The organism is Arhodomonas sp. SL1 (assembly GCF_052060015.1).
Lineage (GTDB): Bacteria > Pseudomonadota > Gammaproteobacteria > Nitrococcales > Nitrococcaceae > Arhodomonas.
Genome location: NZ_JBPODZ010000003.1, coordinates 148136 through 173603, shown reverse-complemented (window position 1 = coordinate 173603; position 25468 = coordinate 148136). Strand labels below are relative to the sequence as shown.

General features: G+C 69.3%; 26 protein-coding genes. 16 read left to right on the top strand and 10 right to left on the bottom strand.

The window, feature by feature from the left end:
• Positions 1 to 44: 44 nt before the first annotated feature.
• Positions 45 to 1301, bottom strand: coding sequence for a transcription termination factor Rho (rho, locus tag ACQ754_RS06310; protein WP_440996155.1), 1257 nt, complete (start codon positions 1299 to 1301; stop codon positions 45 to 47).
• A gap of 426 nt (positions 1302 to 1727) precedes the next feature.
• Between rho and ACQ754_RS06305 the strand changes: the two genes are divergently transcribed.
• From ACQ754_RS06305 to gspN, 12 genes are read left to right on the top strand one after another with little or no spacing between them, the layout of a single operon-like run.
• Positions 1728 to 2639, top strand: coding sequence for a type II secretion system protein N (locus ACQ754_RS06305; RefSeq protein WP_440996154.1), 912 nt, complete (start codon positions 1728 to 1730; stop codon positions 2637 to 2639).
• Positions 2640 to 2641: 2 nt separating this feature from the next.
• Complete coding sequence (gene gspD, locus ACQ754_RS06300) at positions 2642 to 4621, top strand: type II secretion system secretin GspD (protein WP_440996153.1); 1980 nt, start codon at positions 2642 to 2644, stop codon at positions 4619 to 4621.
• A 5-nt stretch (positions 4622 to 4626) separates the two neighbouring features.
• A complete protein-coding gene (gene gspE, locus ACQ754_RS06295) occupies positions 4627 to 6150 on the top strand; it encodes a type II secretion system ATPase GspE (RefSeq protein ID WP_440996295.1) in 1524 nt (507 codons plus the stop codon).
• A 6-nt stretch (positions 6151 to 6156) separates the two neighbouring features.
• Complete coding sequence (gspF, locus tag ACQ754_RS06290; RefSeq protein WP_440996152.1) at positions 6157 to 7374, top strand: type II secretion system inner membrane protein GspF; 1218 nt, start codon at positions 6157 to 6159, stop codon at positions 7372 to 7374.
• A 20-nt stretch (positions 7375 to 7394) separates the two neighbouring features.
• Entirely contained in the window at positions 7395 to 7847 is a 453-nt protein-coding gene (gene gspG / locus ACQ754_RS06285; RefSeq protein WP_440996151.1) for a type II secretion system major pseudopilin GspG, read from the top strand.
• Entirely contained in the window at positions 7847 to 8371 is a 525-nt protein-coding gene (gene gspH, locus ACQ754_RS06280) for a type II secretion system minor pseudopilin GspH (protein ID WP_440996150.1), read from the top strand. Before gspG ends, gspH begins: the two co-directional genes overlap by 1 nt.
• Positions 8361 to 8732: a type II secretion system minor pseudopilin GspI gene (gene gspI / locus ACQ754_RS06275; protein WP_440996149.1), complete on the top strand. Its 372-nt coding sequence runs from the start codon at positions 8361 to 8363 to the stop codon at positions 8730 to 8732. The genes gspH and gspI overlap by 11 nt, the downstream gene beginning before the upstream one ends.
• The gene (gene gspJ / locus ACQ754_RS06270) at positions 8729 to 9325 is read left to right on the top strand and encodes a type II secretion system minor pseudopilin GspJ (RefSeq protein ID WP_440996148.1); all 597 of its coding nucleotides are present in this window, start codon (positions 8729 to 8731) and stop codon (positions 9323 to 9325) included. The genes gspI and gspJ overlap by 4 nt, the downstream gene beginning before the upstream one ends.
• Positions 9326 to 9327: 2 nt before the next feature.
• Positions 9328 to 10266: a type II secretion system minor pseudopilin GspK gene (gspK, locus tag ACQ754_RS06265; protein ID WP_440996147.1), complete on the top strand. Its 939-nt coding sequence runs from the start codon at positions 9328 to 9330 to the stop codon at positions 10264 to 10266.
• A gap of 39 nt (positions 10267 to 10305) precedes the next feature.
• Positions 10306 to 11508, top strand: coding sequence for a type II secretion system protein GspL (gspL, locus tag ACQ754_RS06260; RefSeq protein ID WP_440996146.1), 1203 nt, complete (start codon positions 10306 to 10308; stop codon positions 11506 to 11508).
• Positions 11505 to 11996, top strand: coding sequence for a type II secretion system protein GspM (gene gspM, locus ACQ754_RS06255; RefSeq protein ID WP_440996145.1), 492 nt, complete (start codon positions 11505 to 11507; stop codon positions 11994 to 11996). The genes gspL and gspM overlap by 4 nt, the downstream gene beginning before the upstream one ends.
• The gene (gene gspN, locus ACQ754_RS06250; RefSeq protein ID WP_440996144.1) at positions 11993 to 12799 is read left to right on the top strand and encodes a type II secretion system protein N; all 807 of its coding nucleotides are present in this window, start codon (positions 11993 to 11995) and stop codon (positions 12797 to 12799) included. Before gspM ends, gspN begins: the two co-directional genes overlap by 4 nt.
• 12 nt (positions 12800 to 12811) lie before the next feature.
• On the opposite strand, the gene zapE is transcribed toward gspN, so the two are convergent.
• The gene (gene zapE / locus ACQ754_RS06245; RefSeq protein WP_440996143.1) at positions 12812 to 13933 is read right to left on the bottom strand and encodes a cell division protein ZapE; all 1122 of its coding nucleotides are present in this window, start codon (positions 13931 to 13933) and stop codon (positions 12812 to 12814) included.
• Positions 13934 to 14102: 169 nt separating this feature from the next.
• Here zapE and ilvD point away from each other — a divergent pair, with 169 nt between their 5' ends.
• Positions 14103 to 15797: a dihydroxy-acid dehydratase gene (ilvD, locus tag ACQ754_RS06240; RefSeq protein ID WP_440996142.1), complete on the top strand. Its 1695-nt coding sequence runs from the start codon at positions 14103 to 14105 to the stop codon at positions 15795 to 15797.
• A gap of 84 nt (positions 15798 to 15881) precedes the next feature.
• On the opposite strand, the gene ACQ754_RS06235 is transcribed toward ilvD, so the two are convergent.
• The 4 genes from ACQ754_RS06235 to ACQ754_RS06220 all read right to left on the bottom strand — a co-directional run bounded on the left by ACQ754_RS06235 (position 15882) and on the right by ACQ754_RS06220 (position 18486).
• Entirely contained in the window at positions 15882 to 16466 is a 585-nt protein-coding gene (locus ACQ754_RS06235; RefSeq protein WP_440996141.1) for an SCO family protein, read from the bottom strand.
• Between the two features lie 26 nt (positions 16467 to 16492).
• Positions 16493 to 17389 (bottom strand): cytochrome c oxidase assembly protein, encoded by an 897-nt coding sequence (locus tag ACQ754_RS06230; RefSeq protein ID WP_440996140.1) that lies wholly within the window; start codon positions 17387 to 17389, stop codon positions 16493 to 16495.
• 71 nt (positions 17390 to 17460) lie between these two features.
• Positions 17461 to 18096 carry a peroxiredoxin gene (locus tag ACQ754_RS06225; protein WP_440996139.1) on the bottom strand — a complete coding sequence of 212 codons (636 nt, stop codon included), beginning with the start codon at positions 18094 to 18096 and terminating at the stop codon, positions 17461 to 17463.
• Positions 18097 to 18180: 84 nt separating this feature from the next.
• Positions 18181 to 18486 (bottom strand): hypothetical protein, encoded by a 306-nt coding sequence (locus ACQ754_RS06220; protein ID WP_440996138.1) that lies wholly within the window; start codon positions 18484 to 18486, stop codon positions 18181 to 18183.
• Positions 18487 to 18536: 50 nt separating this feature from the next.
• On the opposite strand from ACQ754_RS06220, the gene sohB reads away from it, so the two are divergent.
• On the top strand, positions 18537 to 19523 hold the full coding sequence (sohB, locus tag ACQ754_RS06215; RefSeq protein ID WP_440996137.1) for a protease SohB: 987 nt from the start codon (positions 18537 to 18539) through the stop codon (positions 19521 to 19523).
• Positions 19524 to 19532: 9 nt separating this feature from the next.
• Here the strand turns inward: sohB and ACQ754_RS06210 are convergent, their stop codons facing one another.
• Together ACQ754_RS06210 and phaC are read right to left on the bottom strand one after the other, a co-directional pair.
• Positions 19533 to 20402 carry a DMT family transporter gene (locus ACQ754_RS06210; protein ID WP_440996136.1) on the bottom strand — a complete coding sequence of 290 codons (870 nt, stop codon included), beginning with the start codon at positions 20400 to 20402 and terminating at the stop codon, positions 19533 to 19535.
• Positions 20403 to 20471: 69 nt separating this feature from the next.
• Complete coding sequence (phaC, locus tag ACQ754_RS06205) at positions 20472 to 22265, bottom strand: class I poly(R)-hydroxyalkanoic acid synthase (RefSeq protein ID WP_440996135.1); 1794 nt, start codon at positions 22263 to 22265, stop codon at positions 20472 to 20474.
• Between the two features lie 122 nt (positions 22266 to 22387).
• Between phaC and ACQ754_RS06200 the strand changes: the two genes are divergently transcribed.
• Complete coding sequence (locus ACQ754_RS06200; RefSeq protein WP_440996134.1) at positions 22388 to 23146, top strand: class I SAM-dependent methyltransferase; 759 nt, start codon at positions 22388 to 22390, stop codon at positions 23144 to 23146.
• Positions 23143 to 24279 (top strand): RNA ligase, encoded by a 1137-nt coding sequence (locus ACQ754_RS06195; protein WP_440996133.1) that lies wholly within the window; start codon positions 23143 to 23145, stop codon positions 24277 to 24279. Before ACQ754_RS06200 ends, ACQ754_RS06195 begins: the two co-directional genes overlap by 4 nt.
• On the opposite strand, the gene ACQ754_RS06190 is transcribed toward ACQ754_RS06195, so the two are convergent.
• Both ACQ754_RS06190 and ACQ754_RS06185 read right to left on the bottom strand, forming a co-directional pair.
• Positions 24276 to 24869 carry an RNA ligase partner protein gene (locus tag ACQ754_RS06190; RefSeq protein WP_440996132.1) on the bottom strand — a complete coding sequence of 198 codons (594 nt, stop codon included), beginning with the start codon at positions 24867 to 24869 and terminating at the stop codon, positions 24276 to 24278. The two genes, ACQ754_RS06195 and ACQ754_RS06190, sit on opposite strands and share 4 nt — an antisense overlap.
• A 115-nt stretch (positions 24870 to 24984) precedes the next feature.
• Positions 24985 to 25263 carry an RNA recognition motif domain-containing protein gene (locus ACQ754_RS06185; RefSeq protein ID WP_440996131.1) on the bottom strand — a complete coding sequence of 93 codons (279 nt, stop codon included), beginning with the start codon at positions 25261 to 25263 and terminating at the stop codon, positions 24985 to 24987.
• Between the last annotated feature and the right edge of the window lie 205 nt (positions 25264 to 25468).

The window sequence follows — 25468 nt, the reverse complement described above, 5'->3', positions numbered from 1 at the left end:
GCGCGCCGGTCCCGGCCTTTCCTTCCCCGGCCGCTTAAGCGGCGTCAGCGCTTCATGTAGTCGAAGAACTCGCTGTTCGTCTTGGTATCCTTGAGCTTGTCGAGGAGGAACTCGATGGCGGCGAGCTCGTCCATCGGATGGAGGAGCTTGCGCAGGATCCACACCTTCTGCAGCTCGTCCGGGGTCATCAACAGCTCCTCTCGGCGGGTACCGGAGCGGTTGATGTTGATCGCCGGATAGATGCGCTTCTCGGAGATGCGCCGGTCGAGGTGGATCTCCATGTTGCCGGTGCCCTTGAACTCCTCGTAGATCACGTCGTCCATGCGCGAGCCCGTCTCCACCAGGGAGGTGGCGATGATCGAGAGGCTACCGCCTTCCTCGATGTTGCGCGCCGCGCCGAAGAAGCGCTTGGGACGGTGCAGGGCGTTGGCGTCCACACCACCGGTGAGCACCTTGCCCGAGGAGGGCACCACGGTGTTGTAGGCCCGCGCCAGCCGGGTGATGGAGTCGAGCATGATCACCACGTCCTGCTTGTGCTCGACCAGGCGCTTGGCCTTCTCGATCACCATTTCGGCAACCTGGACGTGGCGGTTGGCCGGCTCATCGAAGGTCGAGGAGACCACCTCGCCGCGCACCGTGCGGGCCATCTCCGTGACCTCCTCGGGGCGCTCGTCGATGAGCAGCACGATCACATAGCATTCCGGGTAGTTGCTGGTGATCGACTGGGCCATGTTCTGCAGCAGCATGGTCTTGCCCGCCTTGGGCGGGGAGACGATCAGCCCGCGCTGGCCCTTGCCGATGGGCGCGGTCAGGTCGATGACCCGGGCGGTGAGGTCCTCGGTGGAGCCGTTGCCCCGCTCGAGGACCATGCGCTCCTTGGCGAACAACGGGGTCAGGTTCTCGAACAGGACCTTGTTCTTCGCCGCCTCCGGCTTCTCGAAGTTGATCTGATCCACCTTGAGCAGCGCGAAGTAGCGCTCGCCTTCCTTGGGGGGGCGGATCTTGCCCGAGATGCTGTCACCGGTGCGCAGGCTAAACCGGCGGATCTGGCTCGGCGAGACGTAGATATCGTCCGGACCTGCCAGGTAGGAGCTGTCCGCCGAGCGCAGGAAGCCGAAGCCGTCCTGCAGGATCTCGAGGACGCCGTCGCCCCATATGTCCTCGCCCTTCTTCGCGTGGGCCTTGAGGATGGAGAAGATCACATCCTGCTTGCGATTTCGGGCCATCCCCTCGATGCCCAGTTCTCGGGCGAGGTCGACCAGTTGGGTGGCGGGCTTCTGTTTGAGTTCCGTGAGATTCATCGGCTACTGCTTCATGGATTATCCCCGCACGCGGATTCGCGTCACCCGCCGACGGCGGGACAGGAGACAGGGGCGGGGCTGTGGGGTTGTTTTGTCACGATTTCCGGGCGCGTCACGCCTGTATGCCTTCTCACGCCACCGGCACCTCACGACCCATCAGCTCTGCAGAGCTCCGGACGGAAACGCAACCGGTAACGCAGGAACATCCTCGCTTCTGGGTCGAGACTCTTAAACGTTTATGAATCGTGCGGATCAGGACGAGGCGGACAGCGGGGGAGGCACGCTGTGCCAATCTGGAGGAGTACATTAGCCGGACGGCGAAGGAGTGTCAACGCCACGTGCCGCATCGGCTTTGCTCCCGTCCCGGCGTTTCCTTAAGCTTACCATCAGGATCCCGGAAGATCGCCCATCATCGGAGCGCTGCCGTTGCCGCTGTCACTGCCCCCCTTTCTCGCCGAACCCGGCAGGCGCCCGGAGCGCTTGCTCGCCAGGCTGGTGACCATGGTGGCGGTTGTCGCACTGGGCGTGGAGGCCGCGCGCCTGGGCTGGCAGCTATGGCCGTCCCCCGGGACATCGCCACCGCCACCCCGCAGCATCGAGGCCCGGGCACAGAACCAGGGGGGCAGTATCGATATCACGGCGATCACTGAGGCGGAACTCTTCGGTCGGGCCAGTACCACCGCCGACGTCGAGCCACTGCCGGAACAGGCCCCCACTACCCAGCTCGGGCTGACGCTCAAGGGGGTGCTTGCCGGCGAGGCCGGGGAAGGGCTCGCCATCATCGCCACGGGTGGGGACAGCGATCGGCTCTACGGCGTTGGCGGCGAGCCGGTGGAGGGAGCGGTGATCGAGGGGGTCTACGCCGACCGCGTGATCCTGCGCCGACAGGGCCGCCACGAGGCCCTGCCGCTACCGGAAGGCGGGCTGTCGCTGGACACGGAACCACGGGGGGCACAAGGGTCGACGTCCGAATCGGGGGGTGCCACCGGGGAAGATACCGCCGGCGCCGAGCGTTCCGGCCGAACCCTCGCCCGCTACCGCCAGCGCCTGCAGGAGGATCCGGGTGCGCTGCAACGGATGCTCCAGCCCACCCCCGTACGGGATGCCTCCGGGGCCCTCGACGGCTTCCGCGTCGGCGGCGGGGACGAGAGGCTGCTGGCGGCGGCGGGTCTGGAGCGCGGCGATGTGATCACCGCCGTCGACGACATCCGCCTCGATGACCGAGAATCGGCGATGCGGGCCCTGCAACGCCTGGGCAACGCCTCCGGCGTTACACTGAACATCACCCGCAACGGAAACCCGCGCCAGCTTCGCCTCGAGCTCGGCCCACAGGAGTGACCATGGCATCGGCCCATAAACCGCGGGACGGGAACGGCCGCGCTGCAATCGCGGTACTGCCTAGGCTACTGGCCCTGAGCACGGCCCTTCTGCTGGCGGCCACGGCACTGGCCCAAAGCGACCAGGTCACCCTCAACCTTAAAGACGCAGAACTCTCCGCCCTGGTCGAGACCGTCGCCGAGGCGACCGGCCGCAACTTCGTCCTCGATCCCCGGGTCAGCGCGCGGGTGACGGTGGTCTCCCAGCGGCCCATGGGCGCGGATGCGCTCTACGAGGTCTTCCTCTCCATCCTTCAGGTGCACGGCTTCTCGGCGGTGCCCTCCGGGGAGGTCACCAAGATCGTCCCCGACGCCAACGCCCGCCAACTCGGCGGCCGCGGCGACGCCGACGGCGGTGACGCCATCGTCACCCAGGTAATCACCGTCGAGCACGTGCCAGTAGCCCAGCTCGTCCCCATCCTCCGGCCGCTGATCCCGCAGCAAGGGCATTTCGCCGCCTATCCGCCAGCCAACGTGCTCATCATCTCGGACTACGCGAGCAACGTGGAACGCCTGGTGGGGCTGATCCGCGACATCGACCGCGGCGGAACCGAATCCGTTAAGGTGCTGGAGCTCGAGCACGCCTCCGCCGCGGAGTTGGCGCGTACCCTCGGTGAGCTGCAGGGCCAGCAAGGTGGCGAGGCGGCGACCCGGCGGGCCCGGGTGGCCGCCGACGAGCGCACCAACAGCCTCGTCATCGCCGGACCCGATGACGAGCTCGGGCGGCTGGAGCGCCTGGTCCGTGACCTGGACGGCCCCAAGCAGGCCACCGGCGACACCCGGGTCGTCTACCTCAAGTACGCCAAGGCGGAGGAGACGGCGGAGGTGCTGCAGGGTCTCAGCGAGAATCTGCAGGCAGACGGAGAACGCACCCAAGAGGGCGGCGAGGGCCGGGAGGCCGTCAGCATACAGCCGGACGCCGCCACCAATTCCCTAGTCATCAGCGCGCCGCCGCGCGTGCAGCGGGAGCTCTCGGCGATCATCGACAAGCTCGATATCCGCCGCGCCCAGGTCGTCATCGAGGCGGCCATCGCCGAGGTCTCCGAGGATGTGGCCGCCGAGCTCGGTTTCCAGTGGGCGATCGATGGCAGCGGCAACGGGGACGCCGCGCTCGGCGGGACCAGCTTCGAGAACAGCCGCATCAGCGGCGGCGACAGCCTCGCCGGCATCATCGGCTCACTGTCCCAGGACCAGCTCCCCAATCCCGGGCGCGGCCTCAACCTGGCGGTGGGCGACCTCGCCGGGGGGACCCGCTTCGCCGCCCTGCTGCGGGCCCTCGCCAGTGACGCCGGGACCAACATCCTGTCCACGCCGTCGCTGGTCACCGTCGACAACCAGGAGGCGGAGATTACCGTCGCCCAGAACGTCCCCTTCGTCACCGGTTCGTTCTCCAACGCCACCGACGGCGGCAATGAGCTCAATCCCTTCCAGACCATCGAGCGCCGCGACGTGGGCCTGATCCTGAAGGTCAAGCCCCAGATCAACGAGGGCGACTCGGTGCTGCTGGACATCGAACAGGAGGTCTCCAGCGTCACCCAGAGCACTCAGGCCGTGGATCTGATCACCGACAAGCGCTCCATCCGCACCAGCGTCCTGGTGGATAGCGGCCGACTGGTGGTGCTCGGCGGGCTGCTCGACGAACAGATCCGCGAGAGCGAGCAGCGGGTGCCCCTGCTCGGGAGCATCCCGGGGCTGGGCCAACTGTTCCGCTACCGCGCCTCGGAGAGCGAGACGCGCAACCTGATGGTATTCCTGCGCCCACGCATCGTCCGTGACGAGGGCACCATGTCCCGCTACGCCAGCGAGAAATACAGCCAGATGCGCGACACCCAGAAGGCGCAGCGCGAGCGCGGTGTCGGCCTGCTCCCCGACGAACGCGCGCCGGTGCTGCCACCGTTGTCGCGCCCGGAGCTACCGCCACCGTTCACCGCGCGGCGGCAATGAATGTCATGGCCGAGCAGCCGTTGACGGAGTATTCGGGCGAACCCGAGCGAGACACCGGCGGTGGCGACGGGCCTTCCTTCGGCTTCGCCCGTCGCCACGGCGTGCTGCTCCGCGAGCGTACCGACAGCGGGGCGCGCATTGCCTGTCGGCCGGGCGTCCCGGTGAGCGTGATCGCCGAGCTCCGCCGGAGCCTGGGCGTGCCGCTCACCATCGAGCGGCTCGACGAGGAGGCCTTCGAGCGGCTGCTGCAGCAGGCCTACGAGACCCGTACCGGCGAGACCATGCAGGCGATGGAGGACCTCGGCGACGAGGTGGACCTCTCGCGGCTCGCCGAATCCATCCCGGAGCCGGAGGACCTCCTCGAGAGTGAGGACGACGCCCCCATCATCCGGCTGATCAACGCCCTGCTCACCGAGGCCATCCGCGAGGGCGCCTCGGATGTCCATATCGAGCCCTTCGAGAGCCGGCTGACGGTGCGCTTCCGCATCGACGGCATGCTCCGCGAGGTCCTGCAGCCGCCGCGACGCATGGCCCCGCTGCTGGTCTCCCGCATCAAGGTCATGGCGCGGCTGGATATCGCGGAGAAGCGTGTCCCCCAGGACGGCCGCATCTCCCTGCGCATCGCCGGGCGCGCGGTGGACGTGCGGGTCTCCACCCTGCCCGGTGGCCACGGCGAGCGCGTGGTCCTGCGGCTGCTCGACAAGCAGGCGGGCCGCCTGGACCTGGAGCAGCTCGGCATGGACGGGGCCCTGCGTGACGAGGTGGATGCGCTGATCCACCGCCCCCACGGCATCCTGCTGGTGACCGGCCCCACGGGCTCAGGCAAGACCACCACGCTGTACGCGGCCATCAGCCGCCTCAACGACCGCAGCCGCAACATCCTCACCGTGGAGGACCCCATCGAGTACTACCTCGACGGCATCGGCCAGACCCAGGTGAACCTGCGGGTGGACATGAGCTTCGCCCGCGGGCTGCGCGCCATCCTCCGCCAGGACCCCGACGTGGTCATGGTCGGAGAGATACGCGACCTCGAGACCGCGGAGATCGCGGTACAGGCCTCGCTGACCGGCCACATGGTGCTCTCGACGCTGCACACCAACACCGCGATCGGCGCGGTCACCCGACTGCGGGACATGGGCGTGGAGCCGTTCCTGCTGTCCTCCAGCCTGGTGGGGGTACTGGCCCAACGCCTGGTGCGACGGCTCTGCCCCGCCTGCCGCAGCGCCTACACGGCAGGGCCAGCGGAGTGCGCCAGCCTCGGTGTGGATGCCTCCAGGCCGCCCACTCTCTACCGGGCGGTGGGTTGCGCGCAGTGCAATCAGCTCGGCTACCGGGGCCGAGCCGGCCTCTTCGAGCTGGTGATCGTCGACGAGACCCTCCGCACGCAGATCCATGACGGCGCCGGCGAGCAGGCCATGGAGGCCCATGCCCGGCAACGCACGCCGTCGCTGCGCAGCGACGGCCTTCACCGGGTACTGGCCGGCGAGACCACCCTGGAGGAGGTGGTGCGGGTCACCACGGAGGGCTGACGCACCATGGCGGCGTACGAGTACACCGCAGTGGACGCGCGGGGCCGGGAGACCGGCGGCGTCCTGGAGGGGGACAGTCCCCGCCAGATCCGGCAACAACTCCGCGAGCGCGGCCTGGTCCCACTGGAGGTGGACGAGGTCCGGGAGCGGCGGCGCAGCGGGGGCGGCCTCGGTGGTCGCGGCGGGCGCATCCGCGCCTCGGAGCTGACGCTGTTCACCCGCCAGCTGGCCACCCTGGTGGGCTCCGGAACCCCCCTGGAGGAGGCATTGCGTGCGGTGGCCCGGCAGAGCGAGCGCGCCGCCATGCGCCGACTGGTCACCGGCGTGCGGGCCCGGGTGGTGGAGGGACACACCCTGGCGGACGGGCTTGCCGCCTTCCCCCGGGTGTTCAGCGAGCTCTACCGCGCCACGGTGGCCGCCGGCGAGCACACCGGTCACCTGGATCTGGTCCTGGAACGGCTGGCGGACTACGTGGAGAAACGCCAGCAGATGCGACAGCGCATCCAGCAGGCGCTGATCTATCCGATCGCCCTGGTGGTTGTCTCGGTGGCAGTGGTGGCCCTGCTGCTCACGTACGTGGTGCCCAAGGTGACCCGCGTGTTCACCGACACCGGCCAGGAGCTGCCGGCACTGACCCGGGGGCTCATCGCCACCAGCGACTTCCTCCGGGACTGGGGCCCGGCGCTGGTGGTGGCGGGGGCGCTGGCGGCGGTCGCCTTTGCCGTGGGCCTCCGCCGACCGGGGTTCCGCCACCGCGTCCATGCCCTGATCCTGCGCCTGCCACTGCTCGGCCGCCTCGCCCGGGGCCTGAACACCGCGCGCTTCGCGCGCACCTTCAGCATCCTGATCGGCAGCGGGGTAGCCGTGCTCGAGGCACTGCGGATCTCCGCCGGGGTAATCGCCAATCTACCCATGCGCGAGGCGGTCAGCGAGGCCGCCTCGCGGATCCGCGAGGGCGCCGCCATCGCCCCGGCCCTGGAGGCGAGCGGCCAGTTCCCGCCGATGACCGTCCACCTCATCGCCAGCGGCGAGACCGGCGGCGACCTGGAGGGCATGCTCGAGCGTGCCGCCATCAGCCAGGAGCGCGAGATCGACGGGCTCATCGGCACACTGCTCGCGCTCTTCGAGCCGCTGCTCATCGTGATCATGGGCAGCGTCGTCCTGGTCATTGTATTGTCGATACTCCTGCCCATCTTCGAGCTCAACCAACTGGTCGGTCGCTGACCACGGAGAGATGCACGCCCATGCACGCGCAACACAGGACACGGCACCAGTCTGGCTTCACCCTGATCGAGGTGATGGTGGTGGTGGTCATCCTCGGCATCCTGGTGGCCTTTGCCGTCCCCAACATCATGGACAACCCGGAGAAGGCCCGGCTGACCAAGGCCAAGCACGACCTGCGCACCATCGAGAACGCCCTGGAGATGTACAAGCTGGACAACTTCCGTTACCCCACCTCCGCCCAGGGGCTGGAGGCGCTGGTGGAGCGCCCCGATACCCCGCCGGTGCCGGAGAACTGGCAAAGCGGCGGCTATCTACGGGAGCTGCCAAAGGATCCGTGGGGCAACCCCTACGAGTACCTGGGGCCGGAGGACGGCGACGGCGGCATCGAGGTCCTTACCCTGGGCGCCGACAACCGGCCCGGCGGTGACGGCCCCGACCGGGACATCAGCTCCCGCAACCTCGAATCGGGGTGATGAGCCCGGACCGCGGCTTCACGCTGCTGGAAATCCTCGTGGTGCTGGTGATCATGGGGGTCATCCTCTCCCTGGCGGTGCTGCGGCTGGCCCCTACCGGCTCCGAGGAGGGCCAGCGAATCGCCGCGCAGCTCCTCGCCCGCCTCGAGCTCGCCCGTGACGAGAGCATCCTCCGGAGCCGCCCCCTCGGGGTCCGGATCGAGCCCGAGCGCTATACCTTCCTGCTCGCCGCCGACGGCGCCTGGCAGCCCCTCGAGGGGGACCGTGCCCTGGGCGAGACACGGATGCCGGGGAACCTGCGGCTGACGGTCTCGGCGGACGGGCGGACCGCCCGAGCCCCCGGGGACGACGGCGACGACGCGGACAAGGACCCGGCACCGTCGCTGGTCTTCTACCCCAGTGGGGAGGTGACCCCGTTCACCCTGGAGCTCCGGAACACCGGCACCGACCGGCGCTGGTCCCTGGAGGGCTTCGCCGACGGACGGCTCAGCCTCGAGGCCGGGGAGACCGCCGGTGCGCGCTGACGGATTCACCCTGATCGAGGTGGTGGTGGCCCTGGCGGTGCTCGCCATCGCGCTGTCCGCCGCGATCCAGGCGGCTACGGTGACCACCGGATCCGCCGCCGGGCTGCGCGAGCGCACCTTCGCCCACTGGGTGGCCGACAACGAGCTCACGGAGATGCAGGCGGACGGCGCCTGGGAGACCGGACGGCGCACCCGCAGCCGCACCATGGCGGGGCGGGAATGGCCGCTTACCATCACCGTCGAGGAGACCCAGTTCCCGTCGGTCCGCCGCGTCCGCATCGCCGTGGGCGCGCCCGCCGGCGAAGGGGATAGCGTTCACACCCTGCAAGGGCTGCTGCGCGACCCGGAGCTAACACCGTGAGCGGGGGCAGCCGCGGCTTCACCCTGATCGAGCTGGTGGTCGCCGTGGCGGTGTTCGCGGTGGTCTCGGCGATGGCCTATTCCGGCCTCCAGGCGGTGGTCGCCGGCCGCGAACGGGTGGCCGAGGAGACCGCCGCCCTCGGCGAGCTTCAGACCGCATTCACCCTGCTCGCCCGGGACCTGCGCAGTATCGTCGCCCGCGGCTATCGTGACCGGCTCGGCGACCGCCGCCCTCCCCTGCACATCGAGGACGGGCGGCTGATGCTGGTGCGCGGCGGCTACCCGAACCCCATGGGGCTGCCGCGTAGCGGACTGCGCCGGGTCGCCTACGGCGTGGAGGACGGGGCGCTCACCCGGTTCAGCTACACAGCGGTGGACAGCGGCTATGACCCGCAGGCGCAGGCGAGCCGCCTGCTGGACGGCGCGGAGGAACTGTCATTCTACTTCCTCACCGACGATACCTGGGCCCAGCGGTGGCCACCGGCGGGGGCCGCCGTCACGTCGACGGCCCTGCCCCGGGCAGTGGCCATCCGCCTGGTCCACCCCCGTTACGGCGAGCTCGAGCGGGTCTTCCTGTTGCCGGGGACGGGATGACCATGCGGCAACGGAACCACGGCGCGGCGCTGATCACCGCACTGCTGGTCACCGCATTGGCGGCCACGGCGGCCACCGCCATGCTCGCCGATGAGCACCTCGCGGTCCGTCGGACCCAGAACACCCTCGCCGACGGCCAGTCCTGGCACTATGCCCTGGCAGCGGAGGCGGTGGCCATCGAGCTCCTGCATCGTGACCGCGAGGGCAACGACACCGACGGCCCCACGGACCGCTGGGCCGGGACCCTGCCGCCGGTCACCGAGGGCGGTGCCACCATCCGGGTACACATCACCGACCTCCAGGGGCGACTCAACCTTAACGCCCTGGCGGGCGACGAGTCGCGCCGGGAACGCACGACGGCGATCCTCGAGCGACTGGTAACCGCCGCGGACCCGGAAGCGGATGCCGCCGGGGTGGCCGCCGCCGCGGTGGATTGGATCGACGACGACCTCCAGCCCGCCTTCCCCGGTGGGGCTGAGGACGACTACTACACCCGGCGCGAGCCCCCCTACCGCAGCGCCAATGCCCCCATGGCCGAGGTCTCGGAGCTGCGCCTGGTTCGTGGCGTCACCGATGAGGTAATGGATGGCCTGTCGGGATACGTCACCGCCCTGCCCGCGGAAGCCAGCGGCATCAATCTCAATACCGCCCCACCGGGGCTCCTGGAGCGGCTCCACCCGGGCGTGTCGGCGGACGACATCCGCGCCCTCACCGCCGCCCGCGAGGAGGAGCCCCTGGCCAGCGTGGACGAGGCGTTACGCCTGGCACCCACCCTGGCCCAGCCGGAGATCCCGCGGGGCTGGTACCGGGTGGACAGCGAGTATTTCCGGGTCACCGCCATTGTCACCCTGGACCGGATCGAGCAGCGTTGGCAGTCGATACTCCAGCGCCCCTCCACAGGGGCCATCCCCGTGCTGGCGCGCCGCCCCGTATTGCCATGACCGTTGGCGCGGAACCCTGTTTCGGTGACAATGCCCTCCATGCGTCCCCGCCTGATCGTTCAACTCACCGGTAATGCCGAGCACCCCCTGGACTGGCGTTGCCAGGACAGCACCGGTTCGCTGGTTGCCGCCGCCGAGACGCCGGCGGAAGCCGCCCGGGGGCACCGGGTGATGGCGCTGGTGCCGGGGACGGACGTGCTCACCACCCGCGTGCACCTGCCGGTGCGCAACCGCCAGCGGCTGCTCCGCGCCGTGCCCTGGGCGCTGGAGGACCGGCTCAGCGAGGACGTGGACACGCTGCACTTCGCCGTCGGCGAGCGCGGGCGCGACGGCGGCGTCCCCGTCGCCGTCGTCGCCCGGCGCCTGCTCGGGCACTGGGAGGAGACCCTCGCCGAGGCCGGTCTGGCCGCCGAGCAGCTCTACCCGGACTACCTGGCGCTGCCCTGGCACAAGGACGCCTGGACGGTGCTGGTAAGCGATGGGCTCGCCCGGGTACGCACGGCGGCGGCCCGGGGATTCGCTTGTGATGCCGGCAACCTGGCGCTGTTCCTCGAGTCCGCTCTGGCGGAGGACGACGGGGAGGCCACCCCCGAACGGCTGGTCGTCTATCTCGGCGCCGGCGAAGACCCGGAGCTCGCGGCACAGCCCCTTCCGGTGGAGTGCCACCGCTGTGAGGACCCCCTCGCACTGATGGCGCTGCACCTCGATCCGCGCTCCGCCGTGGGCCTGCGCCCGGCGGGGGTCGGCTCCGGACGGCTAGCGGGGCACTGGCGAATATGGCGTGCGGCGGCCGTATTGCTCGCCGGCGTCGTACTCGCCGACGCCGCGAACAACTGGCTGACCTACTATCACCTGGAGGCCACCGCCGCCGACCAGCAGGCGGAGATGGAGCGCATCTTCCACGACTCCTTCCCCGATGCGGGCACGCCGCTGTATCCGCGCCGGCAGATGGAGAACCGACTGCAGGCGCTGCGCGGCAGTGGCGATGACGGACCGCCGGCGGAGGCCCTGCTGACCCTGCTCCAGCGGCTGGCGCCGGCCACGGCGGGGCGGGAGGTACGGCTTACCTCCCTCGGCTACGGCGGCGGCGCCCTGGATGTGGAGATCAGCGTCCCGGGCCTGCAGGCGGTGGAGGGCCTCAAACGCCGCCTCGAGGAGCGCGGGCTCGAGGTGGAGGTGCGCTCCGCGGACAATGCCGGCGGCGGCGCGAACGCCCGGCTGGACGTGAGGGACGGCGCATGAGGCGTTGGTGGCACGAGCTCGCGCCCCGGGAACGGCGCACGGTGACCCTCGGCCTCGTGGCCCTGGCGGTGATGGCGTTCTACTTCCTGGTGTGGCTGCCGCCGCGCCAGGCGCTGCCCGCCCTGGAGGCCCGCATCGACGAGCAACGCCAGGACCTCCAGTGGATGCGCGACCATCGCTCGCTGGTGACGGCCCTGCGCGAGGACGGCGGCAGCGAAGCGGCGCCGGCCGAACAGCGGGCGCTCTACGCCCTGGCCGATGACAGCGCCCGGGGGGCGGGGCTCGACCAGGGGGTCGAGCGGATCGAGCCCTCCGGGGACCGGCGGGTGCGGATCGTGCTCTCCGGGGTGGGCTTCAACACCCTGGTCCGCTGGCTCGGCACCCTCCGCGAGGACCATGGCGTGGCCACCGAGTCCGCCGCCATCCGCTCCGCCGAAGAACCCGGCCGTGTCGACGCCCGGCTAGTGCTTACCAGGGAGGCCTCATGAGACGCCTGTTCCGGGGGCTCGCATGGGGCCTGCTGTTCCTGACCGCCTTCGCCCTGGCCGCGGTGCTCCTGGCACCGGTCGGCGTAGCCTGGTCACTGCTGGAGGGCCGCGTACCCGCCGACGTCCACGAACCCCAGGGCAGTCTCTGGAACGGTGGCGCGGGGGCGGTCCGCGTCAACGGCCAGCTCATCCGTGACGTGGGTTGGCGGGTAGATGCCGGCGCCCTGCTCCGGGCCCGCCTGGCACTGGATCTCCGGGGCCGGCCCGGGGACGACGGCACCCTGGATGGGCATATCGCCATGGGCCCCGGCGGGCGGCTGCGGCTCGAGGATGTGCGCGCCGACATGGACGTGGACACCCTGCTCGGCTGGCTGCGCCGGGGCGCCCTCGCGCCGGTGGCCAACGGGCGGGTGGAGGCGAACCTCCGTCACCTGGCCATGGAAGGGGAACGGCTGGTGAGCGCCGAAGGGCTGCTGTCCTGGCGCGGTGCCTCGCTCTACCTCGGCGCCGAGCGGCCCCTGGGGGATATCCACCTTCGGTTGCGGCCGCGGGATGGCGATGGCGTGGACGGCGAGCTCACCGCCCGGAATGGGCCGCTCACCCTCGACGGCACCCTCACGGTGGAGGGCGATGGCGCCTTCCGGCTGCAGGCGCGGATCCAGCCCGACCCGGAACACCCCGGTGACGGGGAGGCGGTGGGCCGCTCGCTGGGGCTCGCCAACCCCGGTGGGACCACGGTAGTGGAGGCCAGCGGTAACCTGGACGGAAGCGGCCTGCGCGCGAGCCAGCGCGCCGGCGATTGAGCGCCGTTGCGTTCAGGGGCGGTGGGGCAGGGCCAGGTAACTGCGCGACTGCATCTCGATGAGCCGGCTCGCGGTGCGCTCGAATTCAAAGCCCAACCTGCGGCCGCGATAGAGGGCGTCGGGCTGCGCCGCCGCGGAGACGATGAGCTTCACCGCCCGGTCATAGAACTCGTCGACCAGATTGATGAACCGCCGGGCATCGTCCTCGCTGTCCCGCTCGAAGACCGGCACGCCGGAGATCACCACGGTGTGGAACTGACGGGCGATCTCGATGTAGTCATTCTGGCTGCGCGGCCCCCGGCAGACGGCATCGAAGTCGAACCAGACCACCCCCTCGCCGAGGCGTCGTACTGCGATCTCGCGGCCCTCCACCTCGAGGGTGGTGTCCCGTTCCACCGGGCTGCCCTCCGGGCGGACATGGTCGAAATCCTCGGCGAGGACGGCATCCGCCCCCTCGTCCAGCGGGGTATGGTAGATCTCCGCCTGCTCCAGGAAGCGCAGCCGATAGTCGGTGTCACCATCGACGTTAATCACCTGCGTGTGTCGCTCGAGGAGCTCGATGGCGGGTATGAAGCGCTCGCGCTGCAGGCCGTCGCGGTAGAGCTCCGCCGGCGGGATGTTGGAGGTCGCCACCAGGGTCACCCCCCGGCGGAACAGGCCGCGCAGCAGCCCCGCGAGGATCATGGCGTCGGCGATGTCGGAGACGAAGAACTCGTCGAAGCACAACACCCGGGTGTCCGCCGCCCACTCTTCGGCGATGATCTCGAGCGGATCCTGGCGCTCGCGCAGGGCCTTCAGCCGATCATGCACCGCGCGCATGAAGCGGTGGAAATGCAGCCGGCGCTTGTCCTCGAAGGGCAGGCACTCGTAGAAGATGTCCATCAGCCAGGTCTTACCCCGGCCGACCCCGCCCCAAAGGTACACGCCGGGTTCCGGGTCCCGTTCCGGGGCCCCGCCGCGCAGGCGTCGCAGCAGCCCCCGGAGCCCCCCCGGGCCCGGCGACGCCGACTCCGGCGCGGTCACCAGCCGTCGGTGGAGGTCATCCAGCGCCTCCACCGCCCGGGCCTGGGCCGGATCGGCCACGAACTCGCCGCACCCGAGCACCTCGCGATAATGTTCTAGGGGACCGGACATGCTACCTCCCGACGCCAGAGCGCGGGGATTATCGCACGGCGCCGTCCCCGGCCGAAGCGCCCCGCGGGGGCCCGGCCCTCATCATTGCCTGTCGCGGCGATCTCTCGTAACTTTGTTTGTTGATGACCGATCCGACACCGCCAGCCGATGGAACCAGCGAGGAAGCGCAATGGCCGATAACCGCCGCAGCCGAGTGATCACCCAGGGGGTGGCGCGCACGCCCAATCGGGCGATGATGCGCGCCGTGGGCTTCACCGACGACGACTTCGACAAGCCCGTTGTCGGCGTCGGCAACGCCCACTCCACCATCACCCCCTGCAACCTCGGCATCGGGGCCCAGGCCGAGCGCGCCGAGACCGCGCTCAAGCGGGCCGGGGCGATGCCGGTGACCTTCGGCACCATCACCATCTCCGACGGCATCTCCATGGGGACCGAGGGGATGAAGTTCTCCCTGGTCTCCCGCGAGGTGATCGCCGACTCCATCGAGACGGTCTGCAACGGCCAGCGCCTCGACGGCATCCTCGCGACCGGCGGCTGCGACAAGAACATGCCCGGGGCCATGATCGCGCTGGCCCGGCTGAACATCCCCGGCATCTTCGTCTACGGCGGCACCATCAAGCCCGGCTATTACAACGGGCGCAAGCTCAACCTCGTCAGCGCCTTCGAGGCGGTGGGCCAGCACGCCGCGGGCAATATGTCGGACGAGGAGCTCACCGCCATCGAGAAGCACGCCTGCCCCGGCGCGGGCTCCTGCGGTGGCATGTACACGGCCAACACCATGTCCTCGGCCTTCGAGGCCATGGGCATGAGCCTGCCCGGCTCCTCCACCGTGGCCGCCGAGGACGACGAGGCCCGGGAGGTCGCCGAGCGCGCCGGCGAGGTCCTGGTCGACGCCATCCGCCACCAGCGCCTCCCCCGGGACATCATGACCCGCAAGGCCTTCGAGAACGCCATGGCCCTGGTCATGGCGGTGGGCGGCTCCACCAACGCGGTGCTCCACCTGCTCGCCATCGCCCAGGCCGCCGAGGTGGAGTTCTCCATCAATGACGTCGAGCGGATCCGCGCCCGGGTGCCGGTGCTCTGCGATCTCAAGCCCTCGGGGACGTATCTGGCCACCGAGTTCCACGCCGTCGGCGGCACCCCCCAGGTGCTCAAGATCCTGCTCGCCAACGGCCTGCTCCACGGCGACTGCGTCACCGTCACCGGCGACACCCTGGCAGCGCTGCTCGCCGACATCCCCGAGCAACCGCCGGCGGATCAGGCGATCATCCGGCCCTTCGACGACCCGCTCTACGAGCACGGCCACCTGGCCATCCTCCGCGGCAACCTCGCCGAGGAGGGCGCGGTCGCCAAGGTCACTGGCATCAAGAAGCGCCGGATCAGCGGCCCGGCCCGGGTCTTCGACTCCGAGGAGGAGGCCATGGAGGCCATCCTCTCCGATGAGATCCGCGCCGGCGACGTGCTGGTGATCCGCTATGAGGGGCCCAAGGGCGGCCCCGGGATGCGGGAGATGCTCGCACCCACCTCGGCGATCATCGGCCGCGGGCTCGGTGACGCGGTGGGGCTGATCACCGATGGCCGCTTCTCCGGCGGCACCTACGGCATGGTGGTCGGCCACGTGGCGCCGGAGGCCGCTGTGGGCGGGACCATCGCCCTGGTCGAGGAGGGCGACACCGTCACCATCGACGCCGACCAGAACCTCTTGGAACTGGAGGTGGACGAGGCCACCCTCGCCGAGCGGCGCCGGGTCTGGAAACCGCGGCCGCCCAACTACCGCCGCGGGGTCCTCGGCAAGTACGCGAAGCTGGTGAGCTCCGCCTGCTACGGGGCGGTCACCGACCGCGACCTGTTCCCGGAATCCTGAGCACGGCATCGGCAGCCACGGATGGCCGGGATAGACACGGAGTAAGCGGGCTGGCCGACCCGCGATTATCCGTGGCTGCCATCGCTACGCGTCGAGGAGCCGGCGCAGGTCCGCGAGGACATCCTCGTTGGGATCGCTGTCGCGCACCAGCAGCTGGGCGGTGCCATCCTTGTCAAAGATGAACACGGCCCCGCTGTGGGAGACGATGTAATTGCCGTGCTCGTCGGGCTCGCCGTAACCGTAGGTCACCCGGTAGCGCTTGTTCAGGGCCTTGAGCTGCTCCTGGGTACCGGTCAGGCCGATGAAGTCCTCACCGAAGGCGCTGGTGTACTCGCGTAGCCGCTCCGGGGTATCCCGCCGCGGGTCGACGCTGACGAAGAGCACCTGCACCTGCTCGCGCTCCGCCGGCTCCAGCTCGTTGAGGATGCGCATCAGCCGTGCCAGCACCACCGGGCAGATATCCGGGCAAAAGGTATAGCCGAAGAACAGGATATTGACCTTGCCGGCATAGTCCGCCTCGGTCACCGCCTCGCCGTTCTCGTCGGTGAGCTCGAAATCGAGCTCCGGCATCATCCCGGAGATATCCTTGGTACGCCATTCGGCGCCCGAGCAGGCAATCAACAGCGCCGCCAGCGCCAGCGCAACGGCTGCGACACGCAATACTCCCATGGTCCCGTCGTTCCTCCAGTGGAATCTCAAGAAGTTACCCGCCGCACCGCAGCGGGGGCAGGCCCGGCGGGGGTCCCGCTCTCATGGCGATGCCAGAAGGCGAGCACGATCACCGTGCCCACCACGCTCATCATCGCCGAGGGGATCCAGGTCAGCACGCCGCCCAGGGTCTGATCGGTCTCCGCGCTGATCGGCCAGGGGCGGCCGCAGAGCTCGTAGATCTCGTAGATGCCGGAGCCGGCCAGTGTGATATAGGCCCCCAGCAGGATCTGCGGCACCGCCACCGCTGCCAGCATCAAGCACCGCTTGCCGAAGCCGAGGGTGTAGTGCCCCGGCCCCGGCGCCCGCGGATCCAGCGCCAACCACCAGAACAGGATGCCGTCGATGGCCATGCTCCAGTTCATCACCGCGTAGAGATCACGGCTGAGCATGGCATCGAAATGGATCTCCGGGATCAACCAGAAATAGATCAGTCCGACGAACAGGAACGCCGCCACCGGCGGGAATTGCAGGGCTCGATAGGTCCACTGCACCGGCCGGGTCCGCCACAGTGGCCGCACCAGCCGATCCCGTAGCGGCGCCGGCGTCCCCGCGGCGAGCACCGGCAGCGGGTTCGCGAGGACGATGAGCATCGCCGCCAGGTGATGGAGCACCAGGTGCTGCAGGCGGTGGATGAAGAAGACGTACTGGGCGTAGTAATCGTACTGGGTCTGGCTGACCAGGTACATCAACGCCAGGCCGATAAAGAATGCGGCACTTCGCCAGAAGCCGGGCCGAGCCCCGGCGGCGATGCCCCGCAGGTACAGCACCAATGCCCCGCCCACCGCAAGGGTAACCAGCGGCTGCCATTCATAGGGTGTGAGGAAGGCGAGAATCTCGGACAGCGGCGGCATGTTCGTCGGCAGCACCAACCAGCGGGCCACCAATGATACCACCGGTGGCCCGTCACGGCAGCCGCCTCACCCTGCCGCGCCGGACGGGGTGGCTGGAGGGACTACTTGTCCGGCTGGGGGGTTAGGCGCAGGTACGGGCGCAGCTCCTTCCAGCCCTTGGGGAAGCGCTTCTCCGCCTCCTCGTTGGGGATGGAGGGGATGATAACCACATCCTCGCCATCCACCCAGTCCACCGGCGTGGCCACGCCGTAGTTGTCGGTGAGCTGGAGGGAATCGATCACCCGCAGGATCTCCGCGAAGTTGCGCCCCGTGGAGGCCGGATAGGTAATGGTGGCCCGGATCTTGTGGTTCGGATCGATAATGAACACCGAGCGCACCGTCGCCGAGGCGTCGGCATTGGGATGGATCATGTCGTAGAGCTCGGAGACCTTCCGGTCACCGTCCGCGATGATCGGGAAGTTGACCCGGGTGTTCTGGGTCTCGTTGATGTCCTCGAGCCACTTGTTGTGGTCCTCCACCGGATCCACCGACAGCGCGATGGGCTTGACCCCGCGCTTGCCGAACTCCTCCTTGAGCTTGGCGGTGCGTCCGAGCTCGGTGGTGCACACCGGCGTGAAGTCCGCGGGATGGCTGTAGAGCACCACCCAGCTGCCCTCGCTCCAATCGTGGAAGTTGATCGTCCCCTCGGTGGTGACCGCGGTGAAATCCGGTGCGGTATCGCCTATGCGAAGCGCCATATTGTCCTCCTAGTATCCGTTGTCCGATCCGGCCGACACTGTAGCAACCCGCAGCTATACAGAAAAAGAATAGTTAATTTTATTCTAACTGTTATTCTGCATATAAGACGCTTCGGCGATGCGTGCCACGGCCGTATCGGCGATCAGCACCACGTGTACGCTGGCGGGATAAACGAGCTCGCGCTCGCGCAGCGCGGCGATACGCCCGGCATCGTCCACGGCGTCCAGGCGGAGGAAGTCGCTGCCCTCCCGGAACCGGTCGCGGCAGCGTTTGAACGCACGGAAGGCGATCCCCTTCGGCGCCCCAAGCCAGCCATCGAGCTGGCGCAGGGTGTAGTAGGCGCGCCCGCCGATCTCCAGCGCGGCCGGCGGCGCTGGTTGCTGCATCATCGCTCCCCCCACACGTATACTGCGTCCTCCAACCAATGGTAGGGGGGCCCATGGCCTTCATCCAGGAGTACGGCCTGTTCCTCGCCAAGATCGCCACCCTCGTCGCCGCGGCGGTCGTCGTGGTGGCCCTCGCGGCACGGGCACGCGGGGGGCGTGGCGAGCGCGAGGGCCTTCGGGTGCGGCGACTGAACGATCGCTACGACGAGATGCGCCGGCGCATCGAACATCAAGCCGAGCGTGGCGGGCGCCTGCGTCGACGCCTGGCCCGTGCCGGCAAGCGCCGCAACCGCAGCCGGCGCGCCGGTGAGGGCGAGGCCCGGCTGCCGCGGGTGTTCGTGCTGGACTTTGACGGCGACATCCGCGCCAGCGCCGTGGACAGCCTCCGCGAGGAGGTGAGCGCGGTGCTGAAAAGCGCCCGCAGTGACGACGAGGTGCTGCTGCGCCTGGAAAGCGGTGGCGGCACGGTGCCGAGCTACGGCCTGGCCGCTTCCCAGCTGGCCCGGCTCCGCGAAAAGGACATCCGGGTGACGGTGTGCGTGGATCGGATCGCCGCCAGCGGCGGCTACCTGATGGCGGCGGTGGCGGACCATATCGTCGCGGCGCCGTTCGCGGTGGTGGGCTCCATCGGGGTGGTGGCCCAGCTGCCCAACCTCCACCGCCTGCTAAAGCGCCACGACATCGACTTCGAGCTCCATACCGCCGGCGAGCACAAGCGCACCCTCACCGTGTTCGGCCGCAACACCGAGGCCGGGCGGGAGAAGTTCCGCGAGGAGCTCGACGCGGTGCACGGCCTGTTCAAGGAGCACATCGCCCGCTACCGGCCGCAGCTCGCCGTCGACCAGGTCGCCACCGGCGAATACTGGCTCGGCACCCGGGCCCGGGAGCTCGGCCTGGTGGACGCCGTGGGCACCAGCGACGACCTGCTCCTCGAGCGCGCCGAGCGCATGGAGCTGGTGGAGCTGCATTGGGAGCGGCACGAGCCGCTGACCCGGCGGCTGTCCCTGGTCCTGGAATCCGCCCTCGCCCGCCTGCGCTGAGCGGCCGCGTCAGGGCAGGTCCCGGGTCGCGGACCGGCGTGGCACGCCCGCCGTCTCCGCGGCCGCCACCCCGAGGACCAGCAGCGCGCCGAGCACCGCCAGCGGCGGCGGCACCTCCCCGAGCACCAGCGCGGCGGCGACGATGCCGTAGACCGGCTGCAGGCAGGAGATCATCCCCGCACTCTTCGCCGGCAGGTGGCGCATGCTGGTCACAAACAGGCTGTGGGCGAAGGCGGTAAACACCGCGCCGAGCAGGACCAGCAACCCCCAGTCCCCGGCGGCGGCCGGTGGCCGGCTGAACGTCGCCAGGCACAGGACGATGACCACCAGTTGCCAGGCCATCATCAGCGTGCCGGGGTAGCCGGTTAGATAGCATCGGTGCAACACGTTACGCACCGCGAACAGCAGCGCCGAGCCCAACCCCCACAGCGCGCCGGCCAGGTGCTCCGAGGCCAGCGAAAGCTCCGGGACCACCAGTGCCACCCCGACCAGGGCCAGGGCGGCCAGACCGAGGTCACGGGCCCGCCAGCCGCCGCCGTGGAACAGCGGTTCGATGAGCACCGCCATCACTGGCCAGGTAAACATCGCGACCACGGCCACCGCCACGGTGGCCACCTGGATCGCCTGGAAGTAAGTGCTCCAGTGCACCGCCATGATCACGCCGAGCAGCACCACCAGGGCGCGGTGGCGCCAGCCCTGCAGCCACCAGCGTTCCCGTCGCCAGGCGAGCCAGGCGATCAGGGCGGCGGCGCCGATCAGCGAGCGCCAGGTGATGATACTCACCGCGTCCAGGGGGATCAGCTTGGCGAACAGTGGCACCAGCCCGAGCAGGAGCACAGAGGCGTTGACCTCGAACAGGCTGCGGGCGACGGGGGACATGGGACTCCTGTCAGCGGAACCGGCGGCGGGGCGGGTGCGCCCGCCGCCGGCGATCAGGGGAAAGACGGCTCAGTCGTGGCGGGCCTTGACGTAACGCCCGGGGGCATCCTCGATGGGCGTCAGCCGGCCACCGCCCGGGGACCGGGCGGGCACCTTACCGCCGGACTTCTGGCTCAGCCAGCGCAGCCAATCCGGCCACCAAGAGCCCTCGTGGTAGTCCGCGTTCTCCAGCCACTGCTCCGAGTCCGCCGGCATGTTCCGGTTGGTCCAGTAGCCGTACTTGTTCTTCTCCGGCGGATTGATGATTCCGGCGATGTGGCCGGAGCCGCCGAGGACGAACTTCTTCGAGCCGCCGAGCAACCGCGCCCCCTGGTAGGTGGCCTTCCACGGGGCGATGTGGTCTTCCTTCGCGGAAATGAAGTAGGCGGGGACGTCGACGCTACTCACGTCGATAGGCACGCCATCCAGGGTGATACCGCCAGGCTCGCGCAGCTTGTTCTCCAGATACATCTTGCGCAGGTAGAAGGCGTGCATCTTCGCCGGCATGTTGGTGCTGTCCTGGTTCCAGTACAGCAGGTCGAAGGGGAAGGGGTCCTCGCCCTGGAGGTAGTTGTTGACGAAGAACGACCAGATCAGGTCATTGGCCCGCAGGCTCGACATGGTCGCCGCCATCTGCTGGCCCGGCAGGTAACCGACCTCGTCCATCTGGCGCTCGAGCGTGGAGAGCTGTTCCTCATCGATGAACACCTCCAGCTCGCCGGGCTGCTCGAAGTCGATCAGCGCGGTAAAGAAGGTGGCGCTGTGCACCCGCTCGTCACCCTTGGCCTTCAGGTAGGCGAGGGTCGCCGCCAGCAGGGTACCGCCGAGGCAGTAGCCCACCACGTTCATATCCGACTCGCCGGTGGACTCCTCCACCGCCTTCATCGCTGCGCACACCCCCTCGAGCATGTAGTCCTCGAACTCCTTGTCCGCCAGCGACTCGTCGGGGTTGCGCCAGGAGATGGTGAACACCGTCTGCCCGTTCTCCACCAGGTAACGGATCAGTGAGTTCTTGGGCCGCAGGTCGAGGATGTAGAACTTGTTGATCCACGGCGGGATGAACAGCACCGGCCGGCGCGCCACCTCCTCGGTGGCCGGGGCATACTGGATCACCTGGGCGAGATCGGTCTCGGCGACGACCTTGCCCGGCGTCACGGCCAGGTCGCGGCCGACCTCGAAGGCCTCCGGGTCGGTCATACGGATGTTGAGTTTGCCGCCACCGCGCTCCAGGTCCTCGAGGAGGTTGTTCAGCCCGCGCAGCAGGTTCTGCCCCCGGGTCTCGATGGTCTTCTGCAGCACCTCCGGGTTGGTCGCCAGGAAGTTCGACGGCGACATGGCGTCGATGTACTGCCGGGTGTAGAAATCGATCTTGCGCTCGGTCTTCTCGTCGAGACCCTCGACGTTCTTGACCGTGTGGTGGATGTAATCCGCGGTGAGCAGATAGGACTGCTTCAGGAAATCGAAGACCGGGCTCTCCTCCCAGGACTCGTGCTTGAAGCGTTTGTCCTTCGGATCCGGCTCGCGCACCGGCGGCGCTTCCAGTCCCCACATGCGCAGGGTAGTGCTCTGCATCAGCGCCATGTAGTCCTGCCAGAACGCCATCTGTGCCTGGGCGAGGCCGACGGGATCGGCCATCAACCGGCTGTAGAGGTCCTGGAACAGTCGGCTCATGTGCAACGCGTCATCCATGCTCAGCTGCTGGCCCTCCTGCCGGGCCAGGAAGTCCTTGACCAGCTGCTGGCTCTTCTCGGCGATCTGGGAGAGCGACCGCGCGAGCTCCTCGGGATCCACCTCCGCTGCCGTATCCGTGCGATTCTCCGCCATTTGGTAATCCTCTCGCTCGTGGTTGGCAGTGCTGTCGGTTCTCGCGTAACAGCCCACAGGCTGGCCCATCACGGCTTTGACTGCGATCATACTGCAGAGCACAAACACGACCAACATCCGCCATGCACGCTGCGATCGCCGGCGAGGGCGCCGAGCCGTTGCACGGGCTGGTACGCAAGGGTGAGGGCGGACCCGCCCTTCCCGGCGTGCCGGAGCTCGCCGCGCCGCCCGCCAACGGGCTGTATCTCCACTGGGACGGCGCTCGCCTGGCGCTGTGCCGTGCCGGCGACAGGCCGCTGCGCCTCATTGCGGATTTCGCTGCCGGGGCGCACGCCCGGCGCCGCCGCCGCGCCACGCCCGGGCGCGAGCACATCGCCAGGGCCTGCGGCATCCGCGGCGGCCGGCGACCCGCCATCATCGACGCCACCGCGGGCCTCGGCAACGACGCCTTCCTGCTTGCTGCCCTCGGTGCCGAGGTCACCCTCCTGGAGCGTTCGCCGGTGATCTCCGCCCTGCTTGCCGATGCCTTGCACCGCGCCGCCGCCGAACCCGAGACCACCGCCATTGCCGCGCGCCTGCGCCTGATCACCACCGAGGCACGGTGTTACTTGCGCACCGCTGCCGCCGACGTGGTCTATCTGGACCCGATGTACGACGCGGGGGGACGGAGCGCGCTGGCCGGCAAGGAGATGCAGCTGCTGCAGGCACTGCTCGGCCGCCCCGCGGACGCCGACGCGCTGCTCCCTGCCGCCCTGGCGGCGGCCCGCGAGCGGGTGGTGGTCAAGCGCCATCACCGGGCGCCGCCGCTGGCCGGCCGTGCACCGGCCTTCACCCTGCAGGGCCGCAGCACACGATTCGACGTGTACACTGTTGCCCCATGAGCGCGCGCAAACGCCACCCCCAGGCACCTGAGCCGGCGGTGTTCGACCGCGCCCTCGCCGAGGGCCGCGCGGAGCGTTTCGAGCACGGCGGCACCGAATGGGTCCGGCTCAGCGAGGACTGGCACGGCATGCCCCGGGGGCTGGTACGCGTGGGCGGGGGCGTAGTGCCGGACTACCCGCACATCGCCCGGGTCTTCTCCCTGGAGGCCGGGATGCGCGCCAACTTCTCGGGCCCCGCCCACGCCGAGGAAAAGATCGACGGCTACAACGTTCGCATCTTCCGCTCCGGGGACGTGACCGCGGCGGTGACCCGCAGCGGCCGGCCCTGCCCGTTCACCACGGACCGTCTCCCGGACCTGATACCCCCTGGGTCGCTGGAACGCTTCTTCCGGATCATGCCGGACGGCGTGCTTTGCGCCGAGGTGGCCGGCCCCGGCAATCCCTATATGGACATCCCCTCGCCACGTGGGGGTGACGACGTCCGCCTGTTCGTGTTCGACCTGCTGCGCCTCGGGGAACCCGATTTCCTCCCACTCGCCGAGCGCGACGGTATCCTCGACGAGGCGGGCCTGCCCCAGGCACCGCGGCTCGGCGTCTATGACCTCTCCCGCCTGGAGGCGCTGAAGGAGCGCATCCGCGTGCTCGATACGGAGGGCGCGGAGGGAGTGGTGCTCAAGCCCCCGGGCCGGGGGCTGCGGCTGAAATACGTCTGCCCGGGCATCAATGTCACCGATGCCGGCAGCGAGGCCGCCCTGGAGCTGGAGCTGCCCGGGGAATTCTATACCCAGCGGCTGGTGCGCATGGTCATGGCACTGCGCGAGCTGGGCCAGGCGCAGCGGATCCCCGAGCTCGGCGCCCGCTTCGGTCAGGATCTGGCCGAGGGCTTCAGCGCCGCCCTCGACGAGGTGGAGGCCACCGGCGAGATCGCCCAGCGCTACACGGTACGGCTCCGGGAAGCGGCGAGCATCGACGCGCTGCTCGAGCACATGGGGCGTGGCTCACGGACGATACGGGTAGTGGAGGAATCGCGAGCGCACGACGGCCGTCACTGGGTGGTACGCTTTCGCAAGATCTTCCGCCGCTCCAGCTCCCGACTGGGGAGCCTGCGCCGGGGCGCACCGGTTTTCGACTAGTCGCCCTTGCCCTCGGCAAGGTGGACGAGCAGGCCGTGCAGGCGCTCGGCGGGCATTAGACGCAACCCGCCCTTCTCCGCCCACTGCATCAGGCCATGATCCGCCGAGGCCACCGCCGCGTCCAATTCCACCGCCAGCAGGATCACGTCGAGATCCTCGGTGGAGTCCAGCAACCCGGTGCGCAAGGCCTCCCGATAGTGGCCTCGCAGCCAGCGTACCGTGCGGTCGACGCTGCTCGGCTCGACCTCGCGCACGGCGCGCTCGGCCACCCGCAGCCCGCGGTCGATGCGCGTACGGATGTCCTCGATGAGCTCGTAGAGGAACAGACCCGGCACCTGCAGGTCATGGCGCCGTGGTGCCTGGAGATGGATCTCCAGCTCCATGTCCGGGGGCAGACGCTCCACGTCGGTGAAGTGGGTCAGCTCGGCGCGCACCGACGGTGGCATATAGCAGGTCAACCGCGGCGCGGCGGCTCGGGCGAGCTCCACGAAGCGGGTTACGGCGGCGGTGGTATCGGCCCCGAACACCGAGGCCACGTCGGGATTGGTGAAGATGCTGGTATCCAGCACGATGGCGTCGGTCTGCCGCAACGTCACCTCCCGGCAGTGTTTTTGCCGTCCCTGAACGACGCGACGCCCGCGTCGGCAGGCCGGCGCGGGCGTCGGTGTGGGCCTCTAAGGGCCGCTCCGAAAAGGTCTTCGGAGTTTAGAAGCGGCCGCGGCCACCGCCGCCGCCAGCCGGCTTGCGGTCCTGCGCCTCGTTGATGCGCAGGGTGCGACCGCCGAGCTCGGTACCGTTCAGCGCCTCGATAGCGGCATCCGCCTCGGAGGGCGCCATCCGCACGAAGCCGAAGCCACGCGGCCGACCGGTCTCGCGATCGGTGATGAGGCGGACCTCGTTGACATCACCGTACGCGGCGAACAGATCACGGACCTCGTCCTCGGAGGCGCTGAAGGGCAGGTTGCCCACATAAATCGATTTCATCGTAATCACACTCATCATGCTCTGCCGGTTCTGCCGGCAGCTTGGAACTACACTGCTTTCAGGCGGGTACGATCCCCGAAGGGACTCGGCCGCCGCGGGGCGCTGTTTAGCCCACCGCGTGCGACTCGGAGGAAAGGACGAATCCGGACCCAGGTCGCAGCTCAATGCCGCTCAACAAACGCTCCGGGGGTGACATTAAGGGTTT